The organism is Arthrobacter sp. CJ23, assembly GCF_024741795.1.
Classification (GTDB): Bacteria; Actinomycetota; Actinomycetes; order Actinomycetales; family Micrococcaceae; genus Arthrobacter.
Map to the genome: position 1 here is coordinate 812,949 of NZ_CP102950.1, position 22,095 is coordinate 835,043.

Consider the following 22,095-nt stretch of genomic DNA (forward strand, 5'->3'; position numbering starts at 1 on the left):
GCCCGGACGGCTGTCCGCTAGTTGCCGCCGGCCAGGGCCCGCCACAGGAAGTGGTTGCTGCGGGCCTGCTGGGACGCCGCCTGGCGGTTGTCCGAGGCGCCGGCGTGCCCGCCCTCGAGGGCCTCGTGGAACCACACGTTCGGAATGCCCATGGCCTGCATCCGGGCGGCCATCTTGCGCGCCTGGACGGGCCCCACGCGGTCGTCCGAGGTGGCCGTCCAGATGAACGTCTCGGGGTATTCCACGCCGTCCCGGAGCAGGTGGTAGGGCGAGAAAGTGCGGATGTACTCCCACTGTTCGGGGACATCGGGGTCGCCGTATTCGGCGATCCACGAGGCACCGGCCGACAGTTTGGTGTAGCGGCGCATGTCCAGCAGGGGCACGCCGCAGGACACGGCGCCGAACAGTTCCGGGTACTGGGTCAGCATGTTGCCCACCAGGAGACCGCCGTTGGAACCGCCCACGCAGCCGAGGCGCCGGCGGCTGGTGACGCCGCGGGAGATGAGGTCCCGGGCCACGGCCGCGAAGTCCTCGTAGGCGCGGTGCCGCTTGTCCTTCAGGGCGGCGCGGTGCCAGGACGGCCCGTATTCGCCGCCCCCGCGGATGTTCGCCACCACGTACACGCCGCCGCGGGAGTGGGTCTCGGAGCTGTCCGGGATGGCGGCGTCGTCCGTGCGGCGTTCCAGCCAGGCCCGGCCCACGGTGCCGCTGTAAGCCGGGGTGCGGGAGACCTCGAAACCGCCGTAGCCCGAAAGCTGCGTGGGATTCTGGCCGTCCAGCACCAGCTCCTTGGACGCCACCTGGAAGTACGGAACGCGGGTGCCATCCGCAGAGACGGCGAAATGCTGCTGGACCTCGTATGCGGATTCGTTGAAGAACGACGGCGATGACTTCACCACCGTGTGCTGGCTGGCCACACCGCCGTCGCGCCCTGAATCGAGTGTGTAGGTGGCTTCACCCTGGGACAGGGTGCCCCGCGTGAGGGTGGTGGGCGTGGTGAAACCGGTGGCGACCAGCCAGTAGTCGTTGCCGGCGGCCTCATCCCCGGCGGCTTCGTCCTCGTCGTCCACGGCGTAGGCGTTGACGTCGTGCAGCGGCGGGCAGGCGTCCAGCACGGTGCTGGCCCAGGCCCCGGTGGAGTCCGTGCGCGCGGGATTCAGGACCCGGATTTCGGAGGAGACGTCCCGCAGGAGGTTCAGCAGCAGGTAGTCCTTGGTCCAGCTCCAGGACTGCAGCGAGGTGGACTCGTCCGGTTCGAAGAGCACCACGAAGGAGCGGACGCCGGCCAGGTAGTCCTCGAACCCGGCGGCGAGCAGCGAGCCTGCCGGGTGGACCGTGCCGTCCACGTCCCAGTCCTGCTGCGGGCGGAACAGCAGCCAGTCGCGGTGCGCGCTGATGTTGACGTCCGTGGGCACGTCGATGGCGATCCATTCCCCGCCGCGGAGCAGCGAGGTGGTGCGGTTGTAGAAGTCGATGTAGTCCACTGCGAAAGTCCGCTCGAACCCGGGGGTGGGATCGTGGGCGACCATCGCGAGCATGTGGTCTTCGGGGATTTCAAAGATTCTCGGGGCCTGGGCCAGGGATTCGCCGCGGCGCAGCTGCACGGCCGTGCGGGCGTAGGAGGAGCTTGTCGCGGGCAGGCCGCCGGCGGTGCTGGACACCAGCAGGGTGTCGGCGTCGAGCCAGCTCGTGTGGCCCTTGGCCGTGGGGATGTCGAAGCCTCCGGCGGCCGGATCCACAAAGGTGCGCGTCTGGACGTCGAACTCCCGGTGCCGGTTGGCGTCGCCCCCGTCGGGGGACAGGGAGATCATGGCCAGCCGGTGCGGTTCGCCCTCGGCGGGGCGCAGGAAACCGGCGCCGTGGAAGACCCATTCCTCGCCCTCGGCGGCGGCGAGGGCATCCACGTCCAGGAGGACATCCCATTCGGGGTCCTCGCTCAGGTAGCTCTCCCAGGTGGTGCGGCGCCAGAGGCCTTTGGGGTTCTCCTGGTCCTTCCAGAAGTTGTAGTAGAAATCTCCGCGCTTGTTGACCATGGCGATCCGGTCGGTCGAATCGAGGACCTCCAGGATGCCCGCTTCGAGGGCGGCATAACCGGCGTCTTCGAGCAGGTCTTCGGTCCGGGCATTCTGTTCGCGGACCCAGGCCAGCGGCGCCTCGCCATGAATTTCCTCGAGCCACACGTTTTCATCCGTGGGCTCCGGGGCGGCCGTGGTGGCGCCGCCGGGGTTGGACTCCTGGGCAGTTTCGTTCTCGGGCAGTGGCGTGTGATCAGCTGCTGTGGTGGTCATCTACCCATCCAAGCAACACCCTCCGACAGGAAGCAAGTCACAGGATGGGCCCACGGTTCCGGGTTCCCTGCCCGCAGCGAAGCGAGGGTAGGGGGCATCGGGGATTAGGCTTGACCGTGGGCAAATCGCAGAACATCCGTGTGGCTTTGATCGGGGCAGGCCCCCGCGGCACCAGCGTGCTGGAGCGTTTGCTCGCCAACTGGGCCGCCGGCGCCGCCCGGTCCGGGGACGCTCCGGCCACCCCCGGACGCTCGCTGCACATCGACGTCGTGGACCCCTACCCGGCCGGTGCCGGGCATGTCTGGCAGCCCGGCCAGTCGCGGCTGTACCTGATGAACACGCAGTCCTTCTACCCCACGCTGATCCCCGAGGAACCGGGGCTTGCGCCGCCGCTGGCCGGCAGTTCCTTTGACCAGTGGCGGGCCGCCCGCCGGCAGGACGGCGGCGGGTTGTACGGCGCCGGGCCGGACCGAAAAGGGCTGAGCGATGCGGAGCGTGCCGAGCTGGCCGGCCTGGAGTCGGACAGCTTCCCCAGCCGCGCGCTGTACGGGCGCTACCTGCGGTGGACGCTGGCAGAACTGCTGGAGCGGCTGCCCGACGGCGTCACGGTCACCTTCCACGAAACCAGCGCGACGGCCGCCCGGCCCACCACGGGAGGCTTCGACGTCGAACTCGCCGGCGGCGGCAGCCTCGCCGTCGATTCGCTGGTCCTCGCCCTCGGGCACATCGAATCCAAACTGAACCCCGAGCAGCGCGCCTTCAAGGACGCGGCCGGGGAACTCGGCCTGCTTTACGTCCCGCCCGCCGCGCCGGCCGACGTCGACTGGGAACAGGTGCCGGACCAGGAAACCGTGCTGGTCCGCGGCATGGGCCTGAACTTCTTCGACGTCATGGGCCAGCTGACCGAGGGCCGCGGCGGCGTGTTCGTCAAGGCCGGCGGATCCGGCGGGGTGCTCGAATACCGGCCCTCGGGCCGGGAACCGCGGATCGTCGCCGCGTCCCGGAGAGGCACGCCATACCGTGCCAAGGCGGGGCTGGACGGGTACTACGCCCGGAGCGTCACGCTGCGATACCTCACGGAGTCCGCCGTCGCGCGCTTCAGGGCGGCGGGCATCCAGCCAGGCTTCGACCATGACCTCTGGCCGCTCCTGCACCGGGACGCCCTGTGGGCATACTACGCCACCCTGGCCCGCTCGGAACCGGTCGCGGTGAGCGACGCGGAGGAGTTCCTCGCGGCCCTGGATGATGCCCTGCGGCCGCATGCCCACGCGGCCGGGCGCTGGGAAGCCGTGGTGGCCGGCCTGGTGGACAGGCACGTTGTCGCGTCCCGGCGGCTGCATCTGCCGGGGCTTGCCGCACCGTTGGCCGGGCGTTCGTTCGACTCCCGGACGGACCTCGACGACGCCGTCACCGCCTACTTGGACGACGACGCCCGGCGCTCGGCGCTGGGCGAGGCGGACCCGGTCAAGATGGCGATCGGGGCGCTGCATACGGGACGTGCGATCCTCAAGACGGCAGTGGCCGACGGCGGCATCACCGATGAGTCATGGGTGGCCGAACTGCGCGGCTGGTTCGAGTCGTTCGTCGAGGGGCTGGCCAGCGGGCCGCCCGCCCTGCGTTCCGAGCAGTTGGCCGCCCTGGCGAGGGCCGGCGTCGTGAGCTTCGTGGGACCGGACCCCAAATTCAGCGTGGACCGGGGTGCGGGGGTGTTCCGCGCGGTCTCGCCGTGGGTCCACGACGCACCCGTGGAAGCCCGGACCCTCATCGAGGCGATGTCGCCGGCCAACCGGGTGGCCGTCAACGTCTCGCCGCTCCTCCGGCGGCTGTTCGCCGACGGCCTGGTCCGGGCGAAGGTCATGATGGGGGCCGAGGGCAGCCCCGTGCTGACCTCGGGCCTGGACGTGGAACCGCACCCATACCGTCCGGTGGGCGCCAACGGCTCGGTGACGGAAGGCATCTACGTGCTCGGCCTGCAGCTGTCCGCCGCCCAGTGGGGGACGGCCATCGCCGCCGAAGCCCGGCCGGCAGAGGGCCAGGCGTACGCCAGCGGCCAGCGGACCCTGCGCGACGCCGATGACATCGCGCGGAGCATTCTCGGCCTGTAGTTTTCGTGCGCCGTGTGGCGGCGCGCTTGCGGAGCGCATCCCATTCCCGCTAGTGTGTGAGCCGCATCACTGACAAGTGAAGACGCTTATGATCTGCGGCGGGAGAGTCCTGCCGGTACATTCAGCAGGCGCCGTAGGAGCAAACCCTCCCCAGGAATCTCTCAGGCCCATGTACCGCCGCGGCAAGGCAACTCTGGAAAGCAGTCCGGTCTACCGGGCTCACCGAAGGTGCAAGCGGGTCCTGCGCGAGCAGGAGCCGCGGAAACTCTCAGGTCCACGACAGAGCGGGGAGGAACCCGAATCATTGTGGCACCCCCGTGCCGCCTGAACGATGGAGTTCCTCATGACGATTCAGCGCCCACCATCCACCACCGCGGAAGCGCCGCACCTCGAGCGGCAGCTCAGCAACCGGCACATCCAGCTCATCGCGATCGGCGGCGCCATCGGCACCGGCCTGTTCATGGGCTCCGGCAAGACCATCTCGGCGGCAGGGCCCTCCGTCATCTTCGTCTACATGATCATCGGCTTCATGCTGTTCTTCGTCATGCGGGCCATGGGCGAGCTGCTCCTGAGCAACCTGAACTACAAATCCTTCAGCGACTTCGCCGCGGACCTGCTGGGCCCGTGGGCCGGCTTCTTCACCGGCTGGACGTACTGGTTCTGCTGGGTGATCACCGGAATCGCGGACGTCATTGCCATCGCGGGCTACTCGCAGGAACTGTGGCCCGCCCTCCCGCTGTGGATCCCCGGCCTGGTCACCATAGCCATCCTGCTGCTCCTGAACCTCACCACGGTCAAGGCCTTCGGCGAGACCGAGTTCTGGTTTGCCCTGATCAAGATCATCGCCATTGCGGCACTGATCGTGGTGGGCCTGTTCATGATCTTCAGCGGTTTCCAGTCCGACGCCGGACCGGCAAGCTTCACCAATCTGTGGAGCCACGGCGGCTTCTTCCCGAACGAGTTCATGGGCTTCGTGGCAGGTTTCCAGATTGCCGTGTTCGCCTTTGTGGGCATTGAACTGGTGGGCACCACGGCCGCCGAGGCCAAGGACCCGGAGAAGAACCTGCCCAAGGCCATCAACTCCATCCCCATCCGCGTGCTGCTCTTCTATGTGGGCGCCCTCATCATCCTGATGTCCGTCACGCCCTGGACCCAGTTCGCAGCCGGGCACAGCCCCTTCATCGCCATGTTCTCCTTGGCAGGCCTGGGCGCCGCAGCCACCATCGTCAACCTGGTGGTCCTCAGCTCGGCCATGTCCTCGGCCAACTCCGGCATCTACTCCACCTCGCGCATGGTCTACGGCCTGGCGCAGGAGGGCGACGCCCCGTCGGTGTTCAGCAAGCTCTCCCGCCGCAAGGTGCCGCAGAACGCCCTGTTCCTGTCCTGCGTGCTGCTGCTCTCCGGCGTGGTGCTCATGTACGCGGGCCAGGACATCGGCAAAGCCTTCGACATGGTCACCACCGTGTCCGCCGTCTGCTTCGTCTTCGTCTGGTCGATCATCCTGGCCAGCTACCTGGCCTTCCGCAAGCGCCGCCCGCAGCTGCATGACGGGTCCAAGTTCAAGATGCCGGGCGGCATCCCGATGGTCTGGGCGGTGTTCGCCTTCTTCGCCTTCGTGCTGTGGACCCTGACCACGCAGCCGGACACGCTGACGGCCCTGCTGGTCACCCCGGTCTGGTTCGTGGTGCTCGGCATCGCCTGGTTCATCCTGCGCCGCCGGCCCGCACACCTCGCCCGCTACGCAGCGTTCCAGGCCGAGCTGGTGCAGGAATCCGGCCGGGCACAGGAACCGGAGCCGGCGCAGAAGTAATCGCCGGCAAAGCAATGCCCCTCAAAACGACGGTCTTGAGGGGCATTGCCTTTGCTCGGGAACCGGGGGTCCTAGCCCCTAAGGCACTTCTGGTACTCCAGCCACGCGATCGCGTACCGGAGCCAGCCTGCGATGTCGTACCACTTGGCCGGTTTGACCGGCGGCGTGCACTGCGGCGGGACCGGCCCGCTGTCGGCAACCTTCACCAGGGCCTTGACCACGGTTCCGGACCCGACGGCGGTCAGCACCAGGGTGCCGGTGCCGACGGCCGCAGCGGCGGGGACCTTGAGGTCCACGGTGGCAGCACCGGCCGTGACCGGCACGGAACCGAGGGCCACCGCCGCGCCCTTGGCGTCGACAAACACGGCGTCCAGGGAGGTGTTGGCCGGGCTGCCGATCGATGTCAGGTTCAGCTTGGAGACGGCCAGGGCGATGGCTTCTCCGGCATTCACCTCGGCGGCGGTGGAGTTCACCACGGCCACGGAGCGGCGGGCGAAGTCCGGCGAAACCGGCTGGTGCTCCTTCAGGAACTTGATCCAGGCATCGCGGTCCACCAGCCCGGTGTCCTTGGTGTTGCTGCCTTCCTTGAAGATCCGGAAGTTGTCACCGCCGGTGGCCAGGAAGCTGAACGTGCCGATCCGGTACTGCTTGGCCGGGTCGATCGGCGCCCCGCCCACCCAGATGCCGGTGATGCGCTCGCCCGCCGGGAGGGCGGCGTCGTACGTGTAGTTCACGTTCTTGGACAGGCCCAGCTGCTGGTACGGGCGGCTGGGCACCGTGCCGTCCGGATTGCTCTGCCATTGCTGCTCCAGCAGGGTCTTGAACTGCGCCCCGGTGAGGGACGTGGTCCACAGGCTGTTCACGAACGGCAGCACCGCATTGGCCTCGGCATACGTGATGGTCCCGTCCGGCGCGTAGTAGAGCTCGTTGCGCAGGCCGCCGGGGTTCACGACGCCGATTTCGGCCGCACCCAGGTCCGGAGCCTTGAGCGTGTCCACCAGGGAGTCCGCCACCAGGTTGCCCAGCGTGGATTCGCTCGCGCGGTCGTCGCGCTTGGGGGCGCCGCCGGCAGGGTCGGGCGTGAAGGCTGTGGTGATATCGCCGGTGACCGTGCCCACCTGCTGGTTGCCGATGACGGCCGCCGCGGCCACGGCCTTGTCCACGATCCCCTTGACCGTGGCGACGCGCGGATAGGCGGTCACCAGGCTGTCGGCGGAGTCCGTGGTCCGGTCGACGATGGCGGCTTTGTGGGCCGTCACGGCCTTGCTCGCCGTGTCCACGGTCAGGGTCACCGTGCCCACGTTTTCGCCGTAGTTGCCGGTCTGGACAATCGGGCGGGTCTTGCCGGTAGGCTGCCCGTTGGCGTCCAGCACCGGGGCCGCCCAGGCGTATTCCTTGTGGGTGTGGCCGGTGAAGATCGCGGCGACGTCCGGGCTGGTTTCCCGCACGAGCCTGGCGAACGGCCCGCCTGCGGCGACTTCCTGTTCCAGGGTGGAGCCCTCGGGCGTGCCTGAGGCGGCGCCGTCGTGGGTTTCGGCGATGATCACATCGGCGAGGTTCCCGGCCTTGATGGTGGCGGCCACGCGGTTGATGGCCGTCACCGGGTCACCGAATTCGAGCTCCGTGATGCCGGCCGGGGTGACCAGGGACGGCACTTCCTGGGTCACGGTCCCGATGACGGCCACACGGATGCCGTTCAGCTCCAGCACCGTGTATTCGGGCAGCACCGGGGTGGTGGTGCCCTTCTGGTAGACGTTGGCGCCCAGGATAGGGAACTTCGCGTTGCTGCCGCCCGCGATGACGCGGTCGCGCAGATCCGTCCAGCCGCCGTCGAACTCGTGGTTGCCCACCGCGGAGGCCCGCAGCTCCAGGGCGTTCAGGACGTCGATGGTCGGCTGGTCCTTGGCCACGGAGGAGGCGAACAGGGAGGCCCCGATGTTGTCGCCGGCCGAGATGAAGGCCGTGGCCCCCGGTGCGGCAGCGGCACGCAGCTTCTCCACGGTGCCTGCGAAGAGGACCGTGTTGGCGTCGATCCGGCCGTGGAAATCGTTGATGCCCAGGAACTGCAGGTCAACGCTGGCAGGGGTGACCGGGCCGGCCGGGAGGTCCAAGCCCACGATCACGGGATCGTGGTCACTCGCCCGGAACTCGTCCGGGGCGTAGTAGTTGCTCACATTGTTGTTATACCGGCTGTACTCCAGGGCAACGGACTCCACGGAGTTGATGTTCCAGATGTCGGTTCCGGTGACCACCGCCTTGGCTGCCGGGGAGGCCAGGATGTGGTCCAGGGAGCCCACCAGGCCGCCGAACAGGTAGGAATGCTTGCCCGTGCCCGCCTCAAGGTCGGTGTAACCGGCCCCGGTCAGGACGTTGATGGGGTCTTCCTTGCTGTAGGCGTTGAAGTCGCCGATCAGGAATACCTTGTCCGTGCCCTTGGACGCCTGCAGGTCGTTGGAGAATGCCAGCAGCGACTGGGCCTGCTGCGTGCGGGCGACGTTGGACGCGCCCTGGCCCTTGTCCGTATCATCCAGGGTGGCCGCGGAGCCCTTGGACTTGAAGTGGTTCACGATCGCGATGAACTTCTTGTCATCGTCGGCGCCCACCGGCTTGAACACCTGGGCCAGCGGCTTGCGGGCACTGGCGAAGGCGGTGGTGTCGTTGTGGATGATGGATTCGCCCACCGGCTCAGCCGCGGCCTTCTTGTAGATGAACGCGGTGCGGATCATGTCCTCATCGCTGAGCGGGGGAGCGTTGGCGGGCGTGCGGGCGTAGTCCCACACCTCCGGCGTTGCCATGTTGAGTGCGTCCACCAGCTTGGACAAGGCGTCGTCGCGGTTCTTGCCGAACTGTGCGGAGTTTTCGATCTCCTCGAGGGACACCACGTCGGCGCCGGACTTGGTGATGGCGGCGACGATCTTGGCCTGCTGGCGGAGGAAGTTCTCGGCGTTCGCGGCACCGCGGGCGTTGCAGCCGTCCTTGACGGTGATGGGGTTGCCGTCGCGGTCATAGTAGAAATTGCAGCCGGTGAGCTGGTCGCCGGTGGTGGGGAAGTAGTTCAGCACGTTGAAGGACGCGATCTTCAAGGTTCCGCCGACGTTGGCCGGAGCCTGCGGACGGCTGGCGGTGAAGCTGGCCGGCTGGACGGACTCCGCATTGGCCGCGGTGAGCTGGGCCAGGGGCTGGAACTTCCAGGCGTTGTTGCCGTAGCCCAGGACCACGTTGCTGCGGAACTGGACCGGCGAGCCCACCCGGACAGGGTCCGACGAAGTCAGGTAGGGGAGCGCCTGGGCCTTGGTGGCGGCGTCCTTGAGGAAATTGGTGGAGGCGCCGTCGTCGAGCTTGATGGCGCGCAGCGCATTGTCCGCAACCGTCGCGGCGTACTCGGCCGAGCCGTACGTGGCCACCGCCGTCGGCTGGACAAGCGGCGAGGTTCCGGCCGCCAGGCCGATCTCGCCGTACTGGTTGAGTGAGTAGTTGTCCGTCACGGTGAAGGCGCCCTGCGGTGCCAGGAGCATGCCCTCGTGGCTTTCGCGGGTGGCTTCAGCGGCCGGGAGCGTGAAGGCGGTGGCCTTGACTTCCGGCACCGCGTCGGCGAGCTTGGTGAGCCCGGCCGCCTCGACGGTCAGTTGCGTCTGGTTCGCGAATTCGCTCACCACGCCGCTGAGTTCGAGGTAGTCTCCGGCCTGGACGGTGGCGGCGGTTGCCGGCGAGTAGATGAACAGAGCGTCCGACGCCGTCCTGGCCGCCTGCTCGGCGTCCCCTCCACTGCCGGGGGTCTGGACGTAGTAGCCGTTGAGGCCGCCGGCTGCGTACACGGCGGTGACCTTGCCGCGGGTGGTCACGGTGGCGCCGACCAGCGGGCTGGCCGCCCCGGTGCCCTGGATTTCGGCGATGGTTTTCGTGCCGCCGGGCTCAGGCGGCGTAGTTCCGCCGCCCGCCGCGGTGGGCGTGATGCTGGCACTGAGGCTGAAGTCGGCGGCGTTGGAGTCGGTGTCGCTGCCGTTGCTCCGGTTGAGGCTCTTGACGTCCGTGTTGCCGGCAGGAGCCGTAGCGGCTGCCGTTTCAAAGGTGTTGGACGTGCCGTAGCCCAGCAGATCGGCGACGGCGGGGTTGCCCACCACGGAGCCTGCGGGCAGCGGGTTGAGGGCGGTGCTCTGCCTGGCCAGGACGATGGTTCCGGCGGTTCCACTGGGGTTCAGGGTTCCGGGTGCTTCCACATCGGCCTTTGGCAGGGCCGGTGCCGTGGACGTTGCGCTGTTCGTTGCCCCTTGGACCAGGTAGTGGCCCTTGGCCGGGATGCTGCCGGTCAGCGGGGTGACTCCGCTGGGGGCTCCCGTGCCGGTGGCCGGGCGGTACTGAACGGACCAGCCGGCGAGGTCCACGGGGGAGTCGGAACTGTTGTACAGCTCCACGAACTTGTTCTTGTAGGCGGCTCCTGCGCTTCCGCCGCTGAGGTAGGCCTCGCTGATGACCACCGGGGATGTCCCCGTGGCCGTCTCGTCTGCGGCCAAGGCCGGGACTGCGGCCAGTGGTGCCGCGATGAGCCCCGCTGACAGGGCAGTGCCGATGAGCAATTTCATGTGTCTTTGGTGCATCCGCTCTAACTTCCATTAGGGAGCCCTGTAGGGCCCTGTGGACGGCGCCCGCGGTCTTGTGCGGCGGGCGCTGACCGGAACTTACTCCGGGTAAACCTTGTGCCCGGGCATTACAACATGGCCGGGTGAATGCCGGGTGGACGGTGAATGACGTGCTTGACGGGGGTGCACCAGGCAGGACTGGGCCGGGATGGCGGGCCTGGAACTGCTGGGCCTGGAACTGCTGGGCCTGGAACTCCTAGAGCCCGGTTCCCTTGAGCGTGCCGGTGGTCTTCGCGCCGGCGGCACCGCCGATCAGGCACATGATCTCGCGGTCGCCACCCTTCCAGCTGTCCCGCGTCGGGTAGAGGTAGGTGATCTCCAGGGTGGAGTCATCGAAGGCTTTGCCCACAAAGGTGGCGAACTCGGTTCCACAGAAGTCCTGCGATTGGGTTTGGACGGCGTCGTCGCCCGGGTAGGCCCCGCCGTCGAACTTCATGGCGGCGTAGGCCTCGAAATCGTGGCTCGCGCCGCAGGGGATGATGGTCACGTCCTGGACTTCGGTGCCCGAGGGCTCTGCCATGCAGTCGCCCAGTTTTAGCTTGAAGGCGTCAGCCTTGGATGTTTCGGTGGGCACGCCGGATGCATCACGCTTGGCATCACCGCTGCTGATGAGCGAGCACCCCGTCAACGTCAAGGACAAACAACACAGCAGGGCGGCGGCCGCTTTGATGCAGTGGGATGGTGCGTGCATTTTGGTCCTCATTTCCCAGAAGAACCACCGAAGCCCGGGATTCCTGGAATTCGGCTCGGTGGTCGGCTGAGGGACCAAGTCAACGACTCCGGCCAGCCGATCCCCCGACGCTGGCACAGAGCGGATCCGGCCGGCGGGCACCGTATGCTTGTCCGGTGCCCGCCGGAGTGATCCGTTGCTGTGGTGGGCTAGCCTGCCTGCTTCAGGTCCTCGGCCAGCTTGAACGTGGCGCCCGTCGGGTCGGTGAGGGTTGCGAGGCGGCCGAACGGGGTGTCCTCGGCCGGCTGCATGACCGTGGCACCGAGTGCGAGTGCCTGCTCAACGGTGTCGTCCACCTTGTCCACCGCGAAGTAAACGCCCCAATGGGACGGAACCTCCTCCGGCAGGAAGCCTGAGGCGTCCATGATGCCGGCCTTGGCGTCGTCCCCGGCACCGAGCGTGGAATAGCGGAATTCGTCGGTGTCGCCCACCACTGATGTCTCCCAGGCGAAGACGTTCTCGTAAAAGCCCACAGCCGCGGCAAAGTCCTTGGACAGCAGTTCGTGCCAGGCCGGGGCTCCCGATTCAGCGGCGAGCTCGTAGCCTTTCATCTCGCCGAACTGCCAGGCGCCGATGGCCGCTCCGGACGGGTCGCCGTACATGGCCATGCTGCCCTGTTCCGGGACTTCCATGGGTTCCATGTAGACCTGCCCGCCATTGGCGGTGGCGGCCGCGGTGGTGGCCTTGATGTCATCCGTGCGCAGGTACGTGGACCAGACGTCCGGCATCTGGGCCATGTCTTCCTGCTTCTGCATGATCCCGGCCACCATCTGGCCGTTCTTCGACGCCGTGATGTAGCCACCGTACTTTTCCTGGTCGCCGGTCTCATATGTCCAGCCGAAGAGGGCGCTGTAGAACGTCTTGGCCTTTTCGGTGTCCGAGGTCATCAGGTCGATCCAGCAGGGTGCGCCGGGAGTGATGTCAGGCGTTGGCATGGGTATGGCTCCTGTGTCTGTTCCGGGCCCGGAGGCCACGCTCTTCTGAGTAAGTGGTGGAGACAGACAGAACCCTATGCCGGGCCCCTGACAGTTTCAATGCTCTTCTGGGGGTCAGTTCTCAGATCGCGTGGACGGGTCAAGAAACAGGCAATAAGAAGACGCCCCGGACTCTGCAACAGAATCCGGGGCGTCCCATGGGCGGAAGGTAAGGGATTTGAACCCTTGGTGCGGGGTCACCGCACACTGGTTTTCAAGACCAGCTCCATAGGCCGCTCGGACAACCTTCCCTGCCTAGTAGTGTTTCATAGGGAGTTGGCTGCACCAAAAACCGGACGCCGTGTTCCACGCGGGCGGGCAGCCTGTTGCACGCATCAGCCAGGAATCGGGAGCACTTCATGAAAGCCGTCTACATCTCCACCCCGGGCGGGCCCGAAGTCCTCGAGATCCGCGAGGTCCCCGCTCCGGTGCCGGGACCGGGCGAGGTGCTGATCGACGTCGTCGCTGCCGGCCTCAACCGGGCGGATGTCCAGCAGCGCAGGGGCCACTACCCGCCGCCCCCCGGAGCCTCCGACATTCCGGGACTGGAAGTTTCCGGCCGCATCGCGGCCTTCGGCCCCGGTGTCACCAAGGCGTTCTCGCTCGGGGACAAGGTTGTGGCGCTGCTCGCGGGCGGGGGCTACGCCCAGCAGGTGGCCGTCTCCGCCGAGCAGGTCCTGCGGCTTCCCGAGGGCATCGACCTGGTTACCGCCGCCTCGTTGCCCGAGGTCGCGGCCACGGTCTACTCGAACCTGATCATGACCGCGCAGCTGCAGGCGGGTGAGACGGTCCTGATCCACGGCGCCACGGGCGGCATCGGAACCATGGCGATCCAGCTGGCCAAGGCGTTTGGCGCCACGGTGGCCACCACCGCCGGCAGTGACGAGAAAGTCGGCACCGCCAAGGCCTTCCTCGGTGCGGACATCGCCATCAACTACGCCGTGGAGGACTTTCCGGAAAGCCTTAAGGCACAAAACGGGGGCAAAGGCGCGGACGTGATCCTCGACGTCGTCGGCGCCAAATACCTTCGGCAGAACGTCGAAGCCCTGGCCGACTACGGCCGTCTGGTGGTCATCGGCCTGCAGGGCGGCGCCAAGGGCGAGCTCGACCTCGGCCAGTTGCTCAGCAAGCGCGCGGCGATCATCGGCACCGCCCTGCGGCCGCGCCCCGTGGAGGAAAAGGGCGTCATCATGAATGCTGTACGTGAGGTCGTCTGGCCGATGCTCAGCGATGGCCGGATCAAGCCGCTCGTGGCGAAATCGTTCCCGCTGGAGCAAGTCCGGCAGGCCCATGAGTACTTCGATTCCGGCGAGCACGTGGGCAAGGTCCTGCTGCTCCTCTGATCGTGTCCGTGCACCTCCCTGCCCGCAAGGAGCCCCATGAGCATCCGGCACAGCATCCTGGCACTGTTGCAGGAACAGCCCAGATACGGCTATCAGCTGCGCGTAGAGTTTGAGAGCCGCACCGGGGCCGTCTGGCCGCTGAACATCGGCCAGGTCTATACCACCCTGGACCGGCTGGAGCGGGACGGCCTGGTCAGCAACGACGGCGACGACGGCGGCGGGCACGTCGTTTACAGCCTCACCGAGGCGGGCCACGCCGATGTTCGGGCCTGGTTTGCCGACGCCGCGGAGCGCGGCAATCCGCCGCGGCACGAGCTGGCGATCAAACTGGCCCTGGCTGTGACGCTGCCGGGCATGGACGTCCCGGCCATCATCCAGGCCCAGCGCGAGGTCAGCATGAAGGCGCTCAAGGATCATACGCAGGGCCGGAAGGACGCGGCCGCCAACCAGCGGCCGGCGGACACCGCCCGGCTGCTCGTGCTGGATTCCCTGATCTTCCAGGCCGAAGCCGAAGTCCGCTGGCTGGACCTCTGCGAGGCGCGGCTGGGCCAGCTTGCCCTGGCCACCGCGGCGGACAACGGCGGACGGACAACCAGCAACGGGGCCGGGGGAGAATAACCGGGGCGGAGCAGCCGGGGCTGAATCACCGGGGCGGGATCACCGCCAAGGAGGCGCCATATGACCGGGCCTTGCCGTGGAGCCGCTGCGCCCGGCGCACGGTTGCCGCCGTTCACCGAGCAGCCATCCGACAGGCCCGCCGCGTCCACAGTCTTGTCCGTGCCCCTTGCTAGGGTGCAGTGGACTGGACCGCAGCAATGCACCGGCACTTCATCTCAAGGAGGAGACATGGGCAGACCCGCAGACGAACAACCGGCCCTCGCAGTACTGGAACTTGACCCCACCCTGCCCGCACCCGCCGTGGACGACGCCGTCCGCGAGGCCGCGGAGCGGAAATGGACGCCGGCCAAGGTTGCTGTCTGGGCGGCCATTTCCCTGCTCGGCGCCGTCGCCTGGTTCATGGTGGCCCTGGTCCGCGGGGAGACGGTGAATGCGATCTGGTTCGTGTTCGCGGCGGTCTGCACCTACCTGATCGGCTACCGCTTCTACTCCAAGTTCATCGAGCGCTACCTGCTCAAACCCAACGACCGCCGCGCCACTCCGGCCGAATACAAGGCCGACGGAAAGGACTACGTGCGCACGGACAGGAACGTGCTGTTCGGCCACCACTTCGCCGCCATCGCCGGCGCCGGGCCGCTCGTGGGCCCCATCATCGCGGCCCAGATGGGCTACCTGCCCGGCACCATCTGGATCATCATCGGCGTCGTCCTCGCCGGTGCCGTCCAGGACTACCTGGTGATGTTCTTCTCCATGCGCCGCGGCGGACGTTCCCTTGGCCAGATGGCACGTGAGGAGCTTGGCGCCATCGGCGGTACGGCCGCGCTCATCGCAACACTGCTGATCATGATCATCATCGTCGCGATCCTGGCCCTCGTGGTGGTCAACGCCCTCGGCGAAAGCCCCTGGGGCGTCTTCTCCGTGGGCATGACCATCCCCATCGCCCTGTTCATGGGCGTCTACCTGCGCTTCATCCGCCCGGGCAAGGTCATGGAAGTCTCCATCATCGGCTTCGTCCTGCTGATGGCCGCCATCGTCGGCGGCGGCGCGGTTGCCGGTACTGAATGGGGCGCCGCGTTCTTCCACCTGGACAAGGTCACCATTGCCTGGGGCATCATCGTCTACGGCTTCATCGCCGCGATCCTTCCCGTATGGCTGCTGCTGGCGCCGCGCGACTACCTGTCCACGTTCATGAAAATCGGCGTGATCGTGATGCTGGCCGTGGCCATCATCGTGGTCCGCCCGGAGATCACCGTCCCTGCCTTCAGCGAATTCGCCGGCAGGGACAACGGCCCCGTGTTCTCCGGAGCGCTGTTCCCGTTCCTCTTCGTCACCATCGCCTGCGGCGCGCTCTCCGGCTTCCACGCCCTGATCTCCTCGGGAACCACGCCCAAGCTGATCGAAAAGGAGCGCCAGACCCGGTTCATCGGCTACGGCGGCATGCTGATGGAATCGTTCGTCGCCATCATGGCCCTCGTTGCGGCCATCTCGATTGACCGCGGCATCTACTTCGCCATGAACGCCCCCGTGGCCCTGACCGGCGGCACGGTCGAGACGGCAGCGGCCTGGGTCAACAGCCTGGGGCTGTCCGGCGTCAACATCACGCCGAGCGATCTCGCCCAGACCGCCACGAACGTCGGCGAGCCCAGCATCGTCTCACGTTCCGGCGGCGCCCCGACCCTCGCCGTCGGGCTGGCCCACATCATGCAGCAGTTCATCGGCGGCACCTCCATGATGGCCTTCTGGTATCACTTCGCCATCATGTTCGAGGCACTGTTCATCCTCACCGCCGTCGACGCCGGAACCCGCGTGGCGCGCTTCATGCTGCAGGATTCCATCGGCAACTTCATCCCGAAGTTCAAAGAGGCGTCCTGGCGCCCGGGAGCCTGGCTGTGCACCGCCGTGATGGTCGGCGCCTGGGGCGCCGTCCTGCTCATGGGCGTCACCGATCCGCTGGGCGGCATCAACACGCTGTTCCCGCTGTTCGGCATCGCCAACCAGCTGCTGGCCGCCATCGCGCTTGCGGTCTGCATGGCCATCGCAGCCAAGCGGGGCTCCTTCAAGTACCTCTGGGTAGTGGCCCTACCCTTGGCCTTCGTGGCCGTCGTCACCGTGACGGCGAGCCTGCAGAAGATCTTCTCCCCGGTTCCCGCAGTGGGCTACTTTGCCAACAATGCCGCGTTCGCCAAGGCCCTGTCGGACGGCAAGACGTCCTTCGGCACGGCCAAGACGGTCGAGGCCATGGAAGCGGTGGTGCGCAACACGATGGTCCAAGGGGTCTTGTCGGTCATTTTCGTGACGCTCAGCGTCATTGTCATCATCGCCGCGCTCATCGCGACCTCCAAGGCCTTCAAGCAGGGTGGCGGCCACGACCACGAGGACGAGCCCCGGCCGTCCAGGGTATACGCCCCCGCCGGTCTCTTCCCCACCAAGGCCGAGAAGGAACTCCAGGCCGAGTGGAACAGCCTGCCGGCCGGGCAACGGACCGAGCGGCCGGCACACCACTGATGGCTGCCATCGTGAGGGGCCTCCGGGGTTTCGCGGCGTTCGTGAAGGGAATCATCGGCGCCGACGCGTTCGAGAAGTACCTTGAACACCACGAGTCCTCGGGCCACTCCGGTCCTGCCATGACCGAGCGCGAGTTCTGGCGTGACCGCATGGACCGGCAGGACAGCAACCCACAGGGAAGATGCTGCTGACATGTGGTTTCGCTACGGACGAAGTCGAAATGCCGGCCATGACAAGTGGACTGTCGGGGCTCCGTGAGAGTATGAACGCATGAGCGATCTGAGCGACATTCAGTCCACGGATGAAACTTCGGACGACATCCCCGTGGAAGGCACCACCCTGGACAACGGCGCGCAGACACCCCAGGAGCAGGAGACTGCCCAGGAAGCCGGGGGCAAAGCCGCCAAGGCGAAGGCCGCCAGCATCCAGGACCTCGTGGACGAGCCCGCCAAGGTGATGCGGATCGGCACCATGATCCGCCAGCTGCTGGAGGAAGTGAAGAGCGCGCCCCTGGACGAGGCCGCACGAGGCCGGCTTGCCGAGATCCACGAGCGGTCCATCAAGGAGCTCGAAGAAGGCCTCTCCCAGGAACTCATCGACGAACTGGAGCGCATCAGCCTGCCGTTCCCCGAGGGCAAGGCACCCTCCGAAGCCGAACTCCGCATTGCCCAGGCGCAGCTGGTCGGTTGGCTGGAGGGCCTGTTCCACGGCATCCAGGCGACCATTGCAGCGCAGCAGGCCGCGCGCGAACATGCCGTCGCCCAGATGCAGCTCCGCCAGCTGCCGCCAGGCACCGTGATTGCCCCCGGCGTCGTCATCGGCGCGAACGGTGAGCCGCAGCGCGCCTCTGCGCCAGGCAGGCCGGGCCCTGCCCAGCCTTCGCACGCCGAGGACCCGGACCACGGTCCCGGCCAATACCTCTAAGGGCGGATTTGGGTTTCTTCGGGACCGTCCGGCAAGGGCGGAAGGACGATATTGAACTGGGCAAGGGGCTGTGGCGCCGGGCCCATGACCGCTTCCACCGCGGCCTGGACCGGTACCACCAGGTCCTGGAAGGCGTGGAGGATGAGCAGCTCTACAACGAGCTCGTGGAGATCGCCAATGAACTGGCCGAGTTGTCACCTCGGGTGAGGGCGATCTGCGTGGAAGCGCAGAAGGTCTCGCCCAGCGACGGGCTGGATATTCCGGGGCCGCTGGCCGGCGTCCACCGCGCATTGTCGAAGGCCGGCAACTCCCTGGCCACCACGGCGGAGGCAGCCGCAATGCTGCGGCTCGCCGTCGGGCCCGTTCCCGTCGGTGCCGCTTCGGTGCGCCGGCGTGCGGAACATGTGTTTGAGCAGATCGCCGACGCCGAGCGGCAGCTTCACGCCTGAGTCTGCCGGGGCCGGGGAAATTCGTTGCAGGCGCCTTTATTCCTTCATTGCAACATTTTAAGCGCCTAGCTTAGCCGGGTGACAAACCGTGGCCGCGGGCCGCCGTGGCTGGCAGGATGGCAGTCATGACTTTGTCACCAAACCTGACCTTTAACGACGGCAACACCATTCCCCAGCTCGGCTACGGGGTGTGGCAAGTTGAAGACGATGTAGCCGAAAAGGTGGTGCGCCAGGCTTTCGAAGCCGGCTTCCGCCATATCGATACCGCCAAGATCTACGGCAACGAGGCAGGTGTGGGCCGCGCCATCGCGTCCTCCGGTCTCACGGCCGAGGAACTCTTCATCACCACCAAGCTGTGGAATGCGGACCAGGGCTACGAATCCACTCTTGAAGCATTCGAGAAGTCCCTGGACCACCTCGGCTTGGAGACCCTGGACCTCTACCTCATCCACTGGCAGCAGCCCAAGCAGGACAAGTACGTGGACACCTGGAAGGCCCTGATCGAGCTGCAGAAGCGCGGCCGCGTCAAGTCCATCGGCGTCTCCAACTTCACCAAGGAAGGCCTGCAGCGCATCATCGATGAGACCGGCGTGGTTCCGGCCATCAACCAGGTGGAGCTGCACCCGTTCTTCAACCAGGCCGAGCTGCGCGCGTTCAACGCGTCCAAGGGCATCCTGACGCAGGCCTGGTCCCCGCTGGGCCAGGGCGGCGAGCTCCTGGAGAACGCCACCGTAGCCGGGATTGCCGCCAAGCACGGCGCCACGCCGGCCCAGGTGGTCATCGCCTGGCACCTGGCCATCGGCAACGTGGTGATCCCCAAGTCCGTCACCGAGTCCCGCATCCAGGAGAACTTCGCGGCCCTGGGCGTCACCCTTGACGCTGCCGACGTCGAGGCCATCAACGGCCTGGACCGCGGGGCCGAAGGCCGCATCGGCCCGGACCCGGCGGTCTCCGACTTCGCCTGATCCCGCCGTCGGCCGCAAAGCCGGCCGGAACGCAGAAATCCCCGCACTCGATGAGTGCGGGGATTTCTTTTCGAGCTTCCTATCAGAATCGAACTGATGACCTTTTCATTACGAGTGAAACGCTCTACCGACTGAGCTAAGGAAGCGCCGCGCATTTCGGCCGAAGCGGCTGAATCACGCAAGACATAACTGTAATAGAGGCACGGTGCCCGGGTCAAAACGGCGGCGTTCCCGACGCCGGGGCAGCCGTTGCGGCGATGTTCACCGGGGCGTCGGGGCCGGTTCAGCCGGGCGTTTCCCTTGCGGCGGATGCTGGGACATCTACCGTGGCCGAGTGCAAGCGGCCACCCCCGAGCGAAGGGCTGCGCGATGACGACGCACATGGACAACACACCCAAGAGGCTGTCACTCGCCGTGCTGGACATGGTGGGCACCACCATTACCGACGACGGCCGCACCGAGCGCGCCATGTCCCGCGCCCTCGTCGAGCACGGCGTCGAGCCCGGCACCAGCCGTTTCGAGAGCATGCTGGGCTACGCCCGGGACACCATGGGCTACTCCAAGATGGAGGTTTTCAGCCACCTTTTCGACGACGCAGCCGTGGCCGAGCGGGCCAACAAGGTGTTCGAGCTCGCCTACGACGAACTGATCTCCGACGGCGGTGTCCGTGCCATCCCCGGCGCCGAGGACGCGATCGCCTGGATGCGGGACGCTGGCATGAAGGTCTGCCTGGCCACTGGATTCGGCCGCCACACCCAGAACATGGTGCTCGAATCCCTGGGCTGGATGGGCCTCGCGGATCTGAGCCTGTGCCCCGCCGATGCCGGCCGCGGCCGCCCCTACCCGGACATGGTGCTGACGGCAGTGCTGGCCCTGGACCTCGACGACGTGCGGGAGGTCGCCGTCGTGGGGGACACCGGAGCCGACATGCTCACCGGTGTCCGTTCAGGAGCCTCCGTCATTGCGGGCGTCCTCACTGGATCGCATTCGGAGGCGACCCTTCGCGCCGCCGGTGCCACCGCCGTCGTCGATTCCATCAGGGAGCTTCCGCGCCTGCTGGAGAAGCGCGTCGCCTGGCAGCTCTGAGCCGCCTCAAGTTCCGACCACTTTTGCCGGCGCCGGCCGAAGAAGTCAGCAGCTCAGCCCGTCCTGGGGCAGCTTCCCGTCCACGAGGTAGCCATCCACCGCGTTGGAGACGCAGCTGTTGGAGCGGCCGTAGGCGGTGTGGCCTTCGCCCTTCCACGTGAGCAGGGACGCGTTGCCCAGCTGCTGGCGCAAGGACTCCGCCCATTCCAAGGGTGTGGCGGGGTCGCCCGTGGTGCCGATGACCACGATCGGGGCCTCGCCCTTGTATTCGACGGGGCCCGGGGTGCGGGTGTTCTTGTAGGGCCATCCCTTGCAGTTGATGCCGCCGTAGGCGAAGAAGTAGCCAAGCGTGGGGGAATCCACCATCAAGCGTGCGGCCTCGGCCCGCATGCCTGCGGTGTCCGAGACCATTGGGTAGTCGAGGCAGTTGATGGCGTTGAACGCGAAGGTGGAGTTCGAGCTGTAGCTGCCGTTCGGCTCCCGGTCCGCGGCGAGGTCGGCGATCCGCAGCATCGGCGAGACGTCGCCGCCCAGGGCCGCATCGAGGGCCTGGGTCAGGGCAGGCCAGCTGGCGTCGTCGTACAGCGGCGTGATGAAGCCGTTGACGAAGGCAGGGCCCGTCACCAGGCGGCCGTCGTTGGCCGTCCGCGGGGTCTCGTTGACCGAGGTGATGAGGTCCCGGATCTCCTGGACTCCCTGCTCAACGGTGCCCTGCAACGGGCAGGACTTCTGCGAAAGGCACTCGGCCACGTAGCTGTGGATGGCCTTCTCGAACGCCTTGGCCTGGCCGGAGGTGAGGTCCTCGTTGCTGATGGAAGGATCCACGGCCCCGTCCAGCACCAGGCGGCCCACGTTGTTGGGGAACAGCGAGGCGTAGGTGGAGCCCAGGAAGGTGCCGTAGGAGTAGCCCAGGTAGTTCAGCTTGGCATCGTTCATCACGGCCCGGAGGATGTCCAGGTCCTTCGCCGCGCTGACGGTGTCAATGTGTGCCAGGATGGGGCCGGTCTTCTCCACGCACTGATCGAAAATGGCCTTGTTGTCCGCGAGGGCGGCCTCGATTCCGGCATCCGTATCGAACTGGTAGACCTTCTGCCGCGAGGCGTCGCGTTCGGCGTCGCTCTGGCACGTGACGGGGGCCGAACGCTTGACCCCGCGGGGGTCGAAGCCCACCAGGTCGAACGCCGAACGCAGCTTGTCGGTGAAGTGCGTGCGCCCTGCATCCTTCACAAAGTCGAAGCCGGAACCGCCCGGGCCTCCCGGGTTGACCAGGAGGGAGCCTTGCTTGGTGCCCCTGCTGGGCAGCTTGATCGCGGCCAGGGCGATGTGCCCGGACGCCGGGTCTGCGTAGTCCAGCGGGACCCGGACGTTGCCGCATTGGAAGCCGCTTTCGCAGGAGGTCCAGTCGACCTGCTGGGAGTAGAAATCCTCCAAGCCTTCCGGGGCGCCCGCCGCGATGGAAGGCTCCACGGTGCCGTGCGTTGCCGACGGGGTTGGCAACGGCAACGGGAAGCTGCAGCCGCCCAACACCAGGGCCGCGGCCAGGGCACTTGCGATGGCGAGGAGTCCGCGGCGGGCACCGGCGCCGCGGGCCGTCCGGAGCTGGCGGGACCGGTCCCGTGAAGGGGTACCGGCAGGCCGGCGTCGGGCGGACTTCATGGGTT

General features: G+C 67.2%; 16 protein-coding genes, 2 tRNA genes and 1 riboswitch. Of the genes, 11 read left to right on the forward strand and 7 right to left on the reverse strand.

Going from position 1 to position 22,095, the window contains the following annotated elements; genetic code table 11:
- Positions 1–17: 17 nt before the first annotated feature.
- Positions 18–2,288, reverse strand: coding sequence for a prolyl oligopeptidase family protein (locus NVV90_RS03720; protein ID WP_258439853.1), 2,271 nt, complete (start codon positions 2,286–2,288; stop codon positions 18–20).
- 116 nt (positions 2,289–2,404) lie between these two features.
- On the opposite strand from NVV90_RS03720, the gene NVV90_RS03725 reads away from it, so the two are divergent.
- Entirely contained in the window at positions 2,405–4,393 is a 1,989-nt protein-coding gene (locus NVV90_RS03725) for an FAD/NAD(P)-binding domain-containing protein (protein ID WP_258439854.1), read from the forward strand.
- A gap of 89 nt (positions 4,394–4,482) precedes the next feature.
- Positions 4,483–4,580: riboswitch (glycine riboswitch) on the forward strand.
- A 156-nt stretch (positions 4,581–4,736) separates the two neighbouring features.
- Positions 4,737–6,203 carry a D-serine/D-alanine/glycine transporter gene (cycA, locus tag NVV90_RS03730; protein WP_258439855.1) on the forward strand — a complete coding sequence of 489 codons (1,467 nt, stop codon included), beginning with the start codon at positions 4,737–4,739 and terminating at the stop codon, positions 6,201–6,203.
- Positions 6,204–6,274: 71 nt separating this feature from the next.
- Here the strand turns inward: cycA and NVV90_RS03735 are convergent, their stop codons facing one another.
- Positions 6,275–10,783, reverse strand: coding sequence for an ExeM/NucH family extracellular endonuclease (locus tag NVV90_RS03735; RefSeq protein WP_396125340.1), 4,509 nt, complete (start codon positions 10,781–10,783; stop codon positions 6,275–6,277).
- Positions 10,784–11,036: 253 nt separating this feature from the next.
- The gene (locus NVV90_RS03740) at positions 11,037–11,360 is read right to left on the reverse strand and encodes a septum formation family protein (RefSeq protein ID WP_258439857.1); all 324 of its coding nucleotides are present in this window, start codon (positions 11,358–11,360) and stop codon (positions 11,037–11,039) included.
- 34 nt (positions 11,361–11,394) lie between these two features.
- Here NVV90_RS03740 and NVV90_RS03745 point away from each other — a divergent pair, with 34 nt between their 5' ends.
- Positions 11,395–11,601, forward strand: coding sequence for a hypothetical protein (locus tag NVV90_RS03745; RefSeq protein WP_258439858.1), 207 nt, complete (start codon positions 11,395–11,397; stop codon positions 11,599–11,601).
- A 118-nt stretch (positions 11,602–11,719) separates the two neighbouring features.
- Here the strand turns inward: NVV90_RS03745 and NVV90_RS03750 are convergent, their stop codons facing one another.
- Positions 11,720–12,505 carry a VOC family protein gene (locus NVV90_RS03750; protein WP_258439859.1) on the reverse strand — a complete coding sequence of 262 codons (786 nt, stop codon included), beginning with the start codon at positions 12,503–12,505 and terminating at the stop codon, positions 11,720–11,722.
- Between the two features lie 202 nt (positions 12,506–12,707).
- A tRNA-Ser gene (locus tag NVV90_RS03755) sits at positions 12,708–12,795 on the reverse strand.
- Positions 12,796–12,903: 108 nt separating this feature from the next.
- Between NVV90_RS03755 and NVV90_RS03760 the strand changes: the two genes are divergently transcribed.
- The 7 genes from NVV90_RS03760 to NVV90_RS03790 all read left to right on the forward strand — a co-directional run bounded on the left by NVV90_RS03760 (position 12,904) and on the right by NVV90_RS03790 (position 19,348).
- Entirely contained in the window at positions 12,904–13,887 is a 984-nt protein-coding gene (locus tag NVV90_RS03760; RefSeq protein WP_258439860.1) for an NAD(P)H-quinone oxidoreductase, read from the forward strand.
- A 36-nt stretch (positions 13,888–13,923) separates the two neighbouring features.
- Positions 13,924–14,505, forward strand: a complete 582-nt coding sequence (locus tag NVV90_RS03765) for a PadR family transcriptional regulator (RefSeq protein ID WP_258439861.1) — start codon at positions 13,924–13,926, stop codon at positions 14,503–14,505.
- Positions 14,506–14,733: 228 nt separating this feature from the next.
- Positions 14,734–17,010 (forward strand): carbon starvation CstA family protein, encoded by a 2,277-nt coding sequence (locus tag NVV90_RS03770; RefSeq protein WP_258439862.1) that lies wholly within the window; start codon positions 14,734–14,736, stop codon positions 17,008–17,010.
- Positions 17,010–17,201: a YbdD/YjiX family protein gene (locus NVV90_RS03775; protein WP_258439863.1), complete on the forward strand. Its 192-nt coding sequence runs from the start codon at positions 17,010–17,012 to the stop codon at positions 17,199–17,201. Before NVV90_RS03770 ends, NVV90_RS03775 begins: the two co-directional genes overlap by 1 nt.
- Positions 17,202–17,280: 79 nt before the next feature.
- Positions 17,281–17,934 (forward strand): bacterial proteasome activator family protein, encoded by a 654-nt coding sequence (locus NVV90_RS03780; protein ID WP_258439864.1) that lies wholly within the window; start codon positions 17,281–17,283, stop codon positions 17,932–17,934.
- A gap of 8 nt (positions 17,935–17,942) precedes the next feature.
- Positions 17,943–18,383, forward strand: coding sequence for a hypothetical protein (locus NVV90_RS03785; protein WP_258439865.1), 441 nt, complete (start codon positions 17,943–17,945; stop codon positions 18,381–18,383).
- A gap of 125 nt (positions 18,384–18,508) precedes the next feature.
- Positions 18,509–19,348 carry an aldo/keto reductase gene (locus NVV90_RS03790; protein ID WP_258439866.1) on the forward strand — a complete coding sequence of 280 codons (840 nt, stop codon included), beginning with the start codon at positions 18,509–18,511 and terminating at the stop codon, positions 19,346–19,348.
- A gap of 73 nt (positions 19,349–19,421) precedes the next feature.
- Here NVV90_RS03790 and NVV90_RS03795 read toward each other — a convergent pair.
- Positions 19,422–19,494 (reverse strand) — tRNA-Thr (locus NVV90_RS03795).
- A 223-nt stretch (positions 19,495–19,717) separates the two neighbouring features.
- Between NVV90_RS03795 and NVV90_RS03800 the strand changes: the two genes are divergently transcribed.
- The gene (locus tag NVV90_RS03800) at positions 19,718–20,434 is read left to right on the forward strand and encodes an HAD family hydrolase (RefSeq protein WP_258439868.1); all 717 of its coding nucleotides are present in this window, start codon (positions 19,718–19,720) and stop codon (positions 20,432–20,434) included.
- Positions 20,435–20,479: 45 nt separating this feature from the next.
- Here NVV90_RS03800 and NVV90_RS03805 read toward each other — a convergent pair whose 3' ends face one another.
- Positions 20,480–22,090 (reverse strand): alpha/beta hydrolase, encoded by a 1,611-nt coding sequence (locus tag NVV90_RS03805; protein WP_258439869.1) that lies wholly within the window; start codon positions 22,088–22,090, stop codon positions 20,480–20,482.
- Between the last annotated feature and the right edge of the window lie 5 nt (positions 22,091–22,095).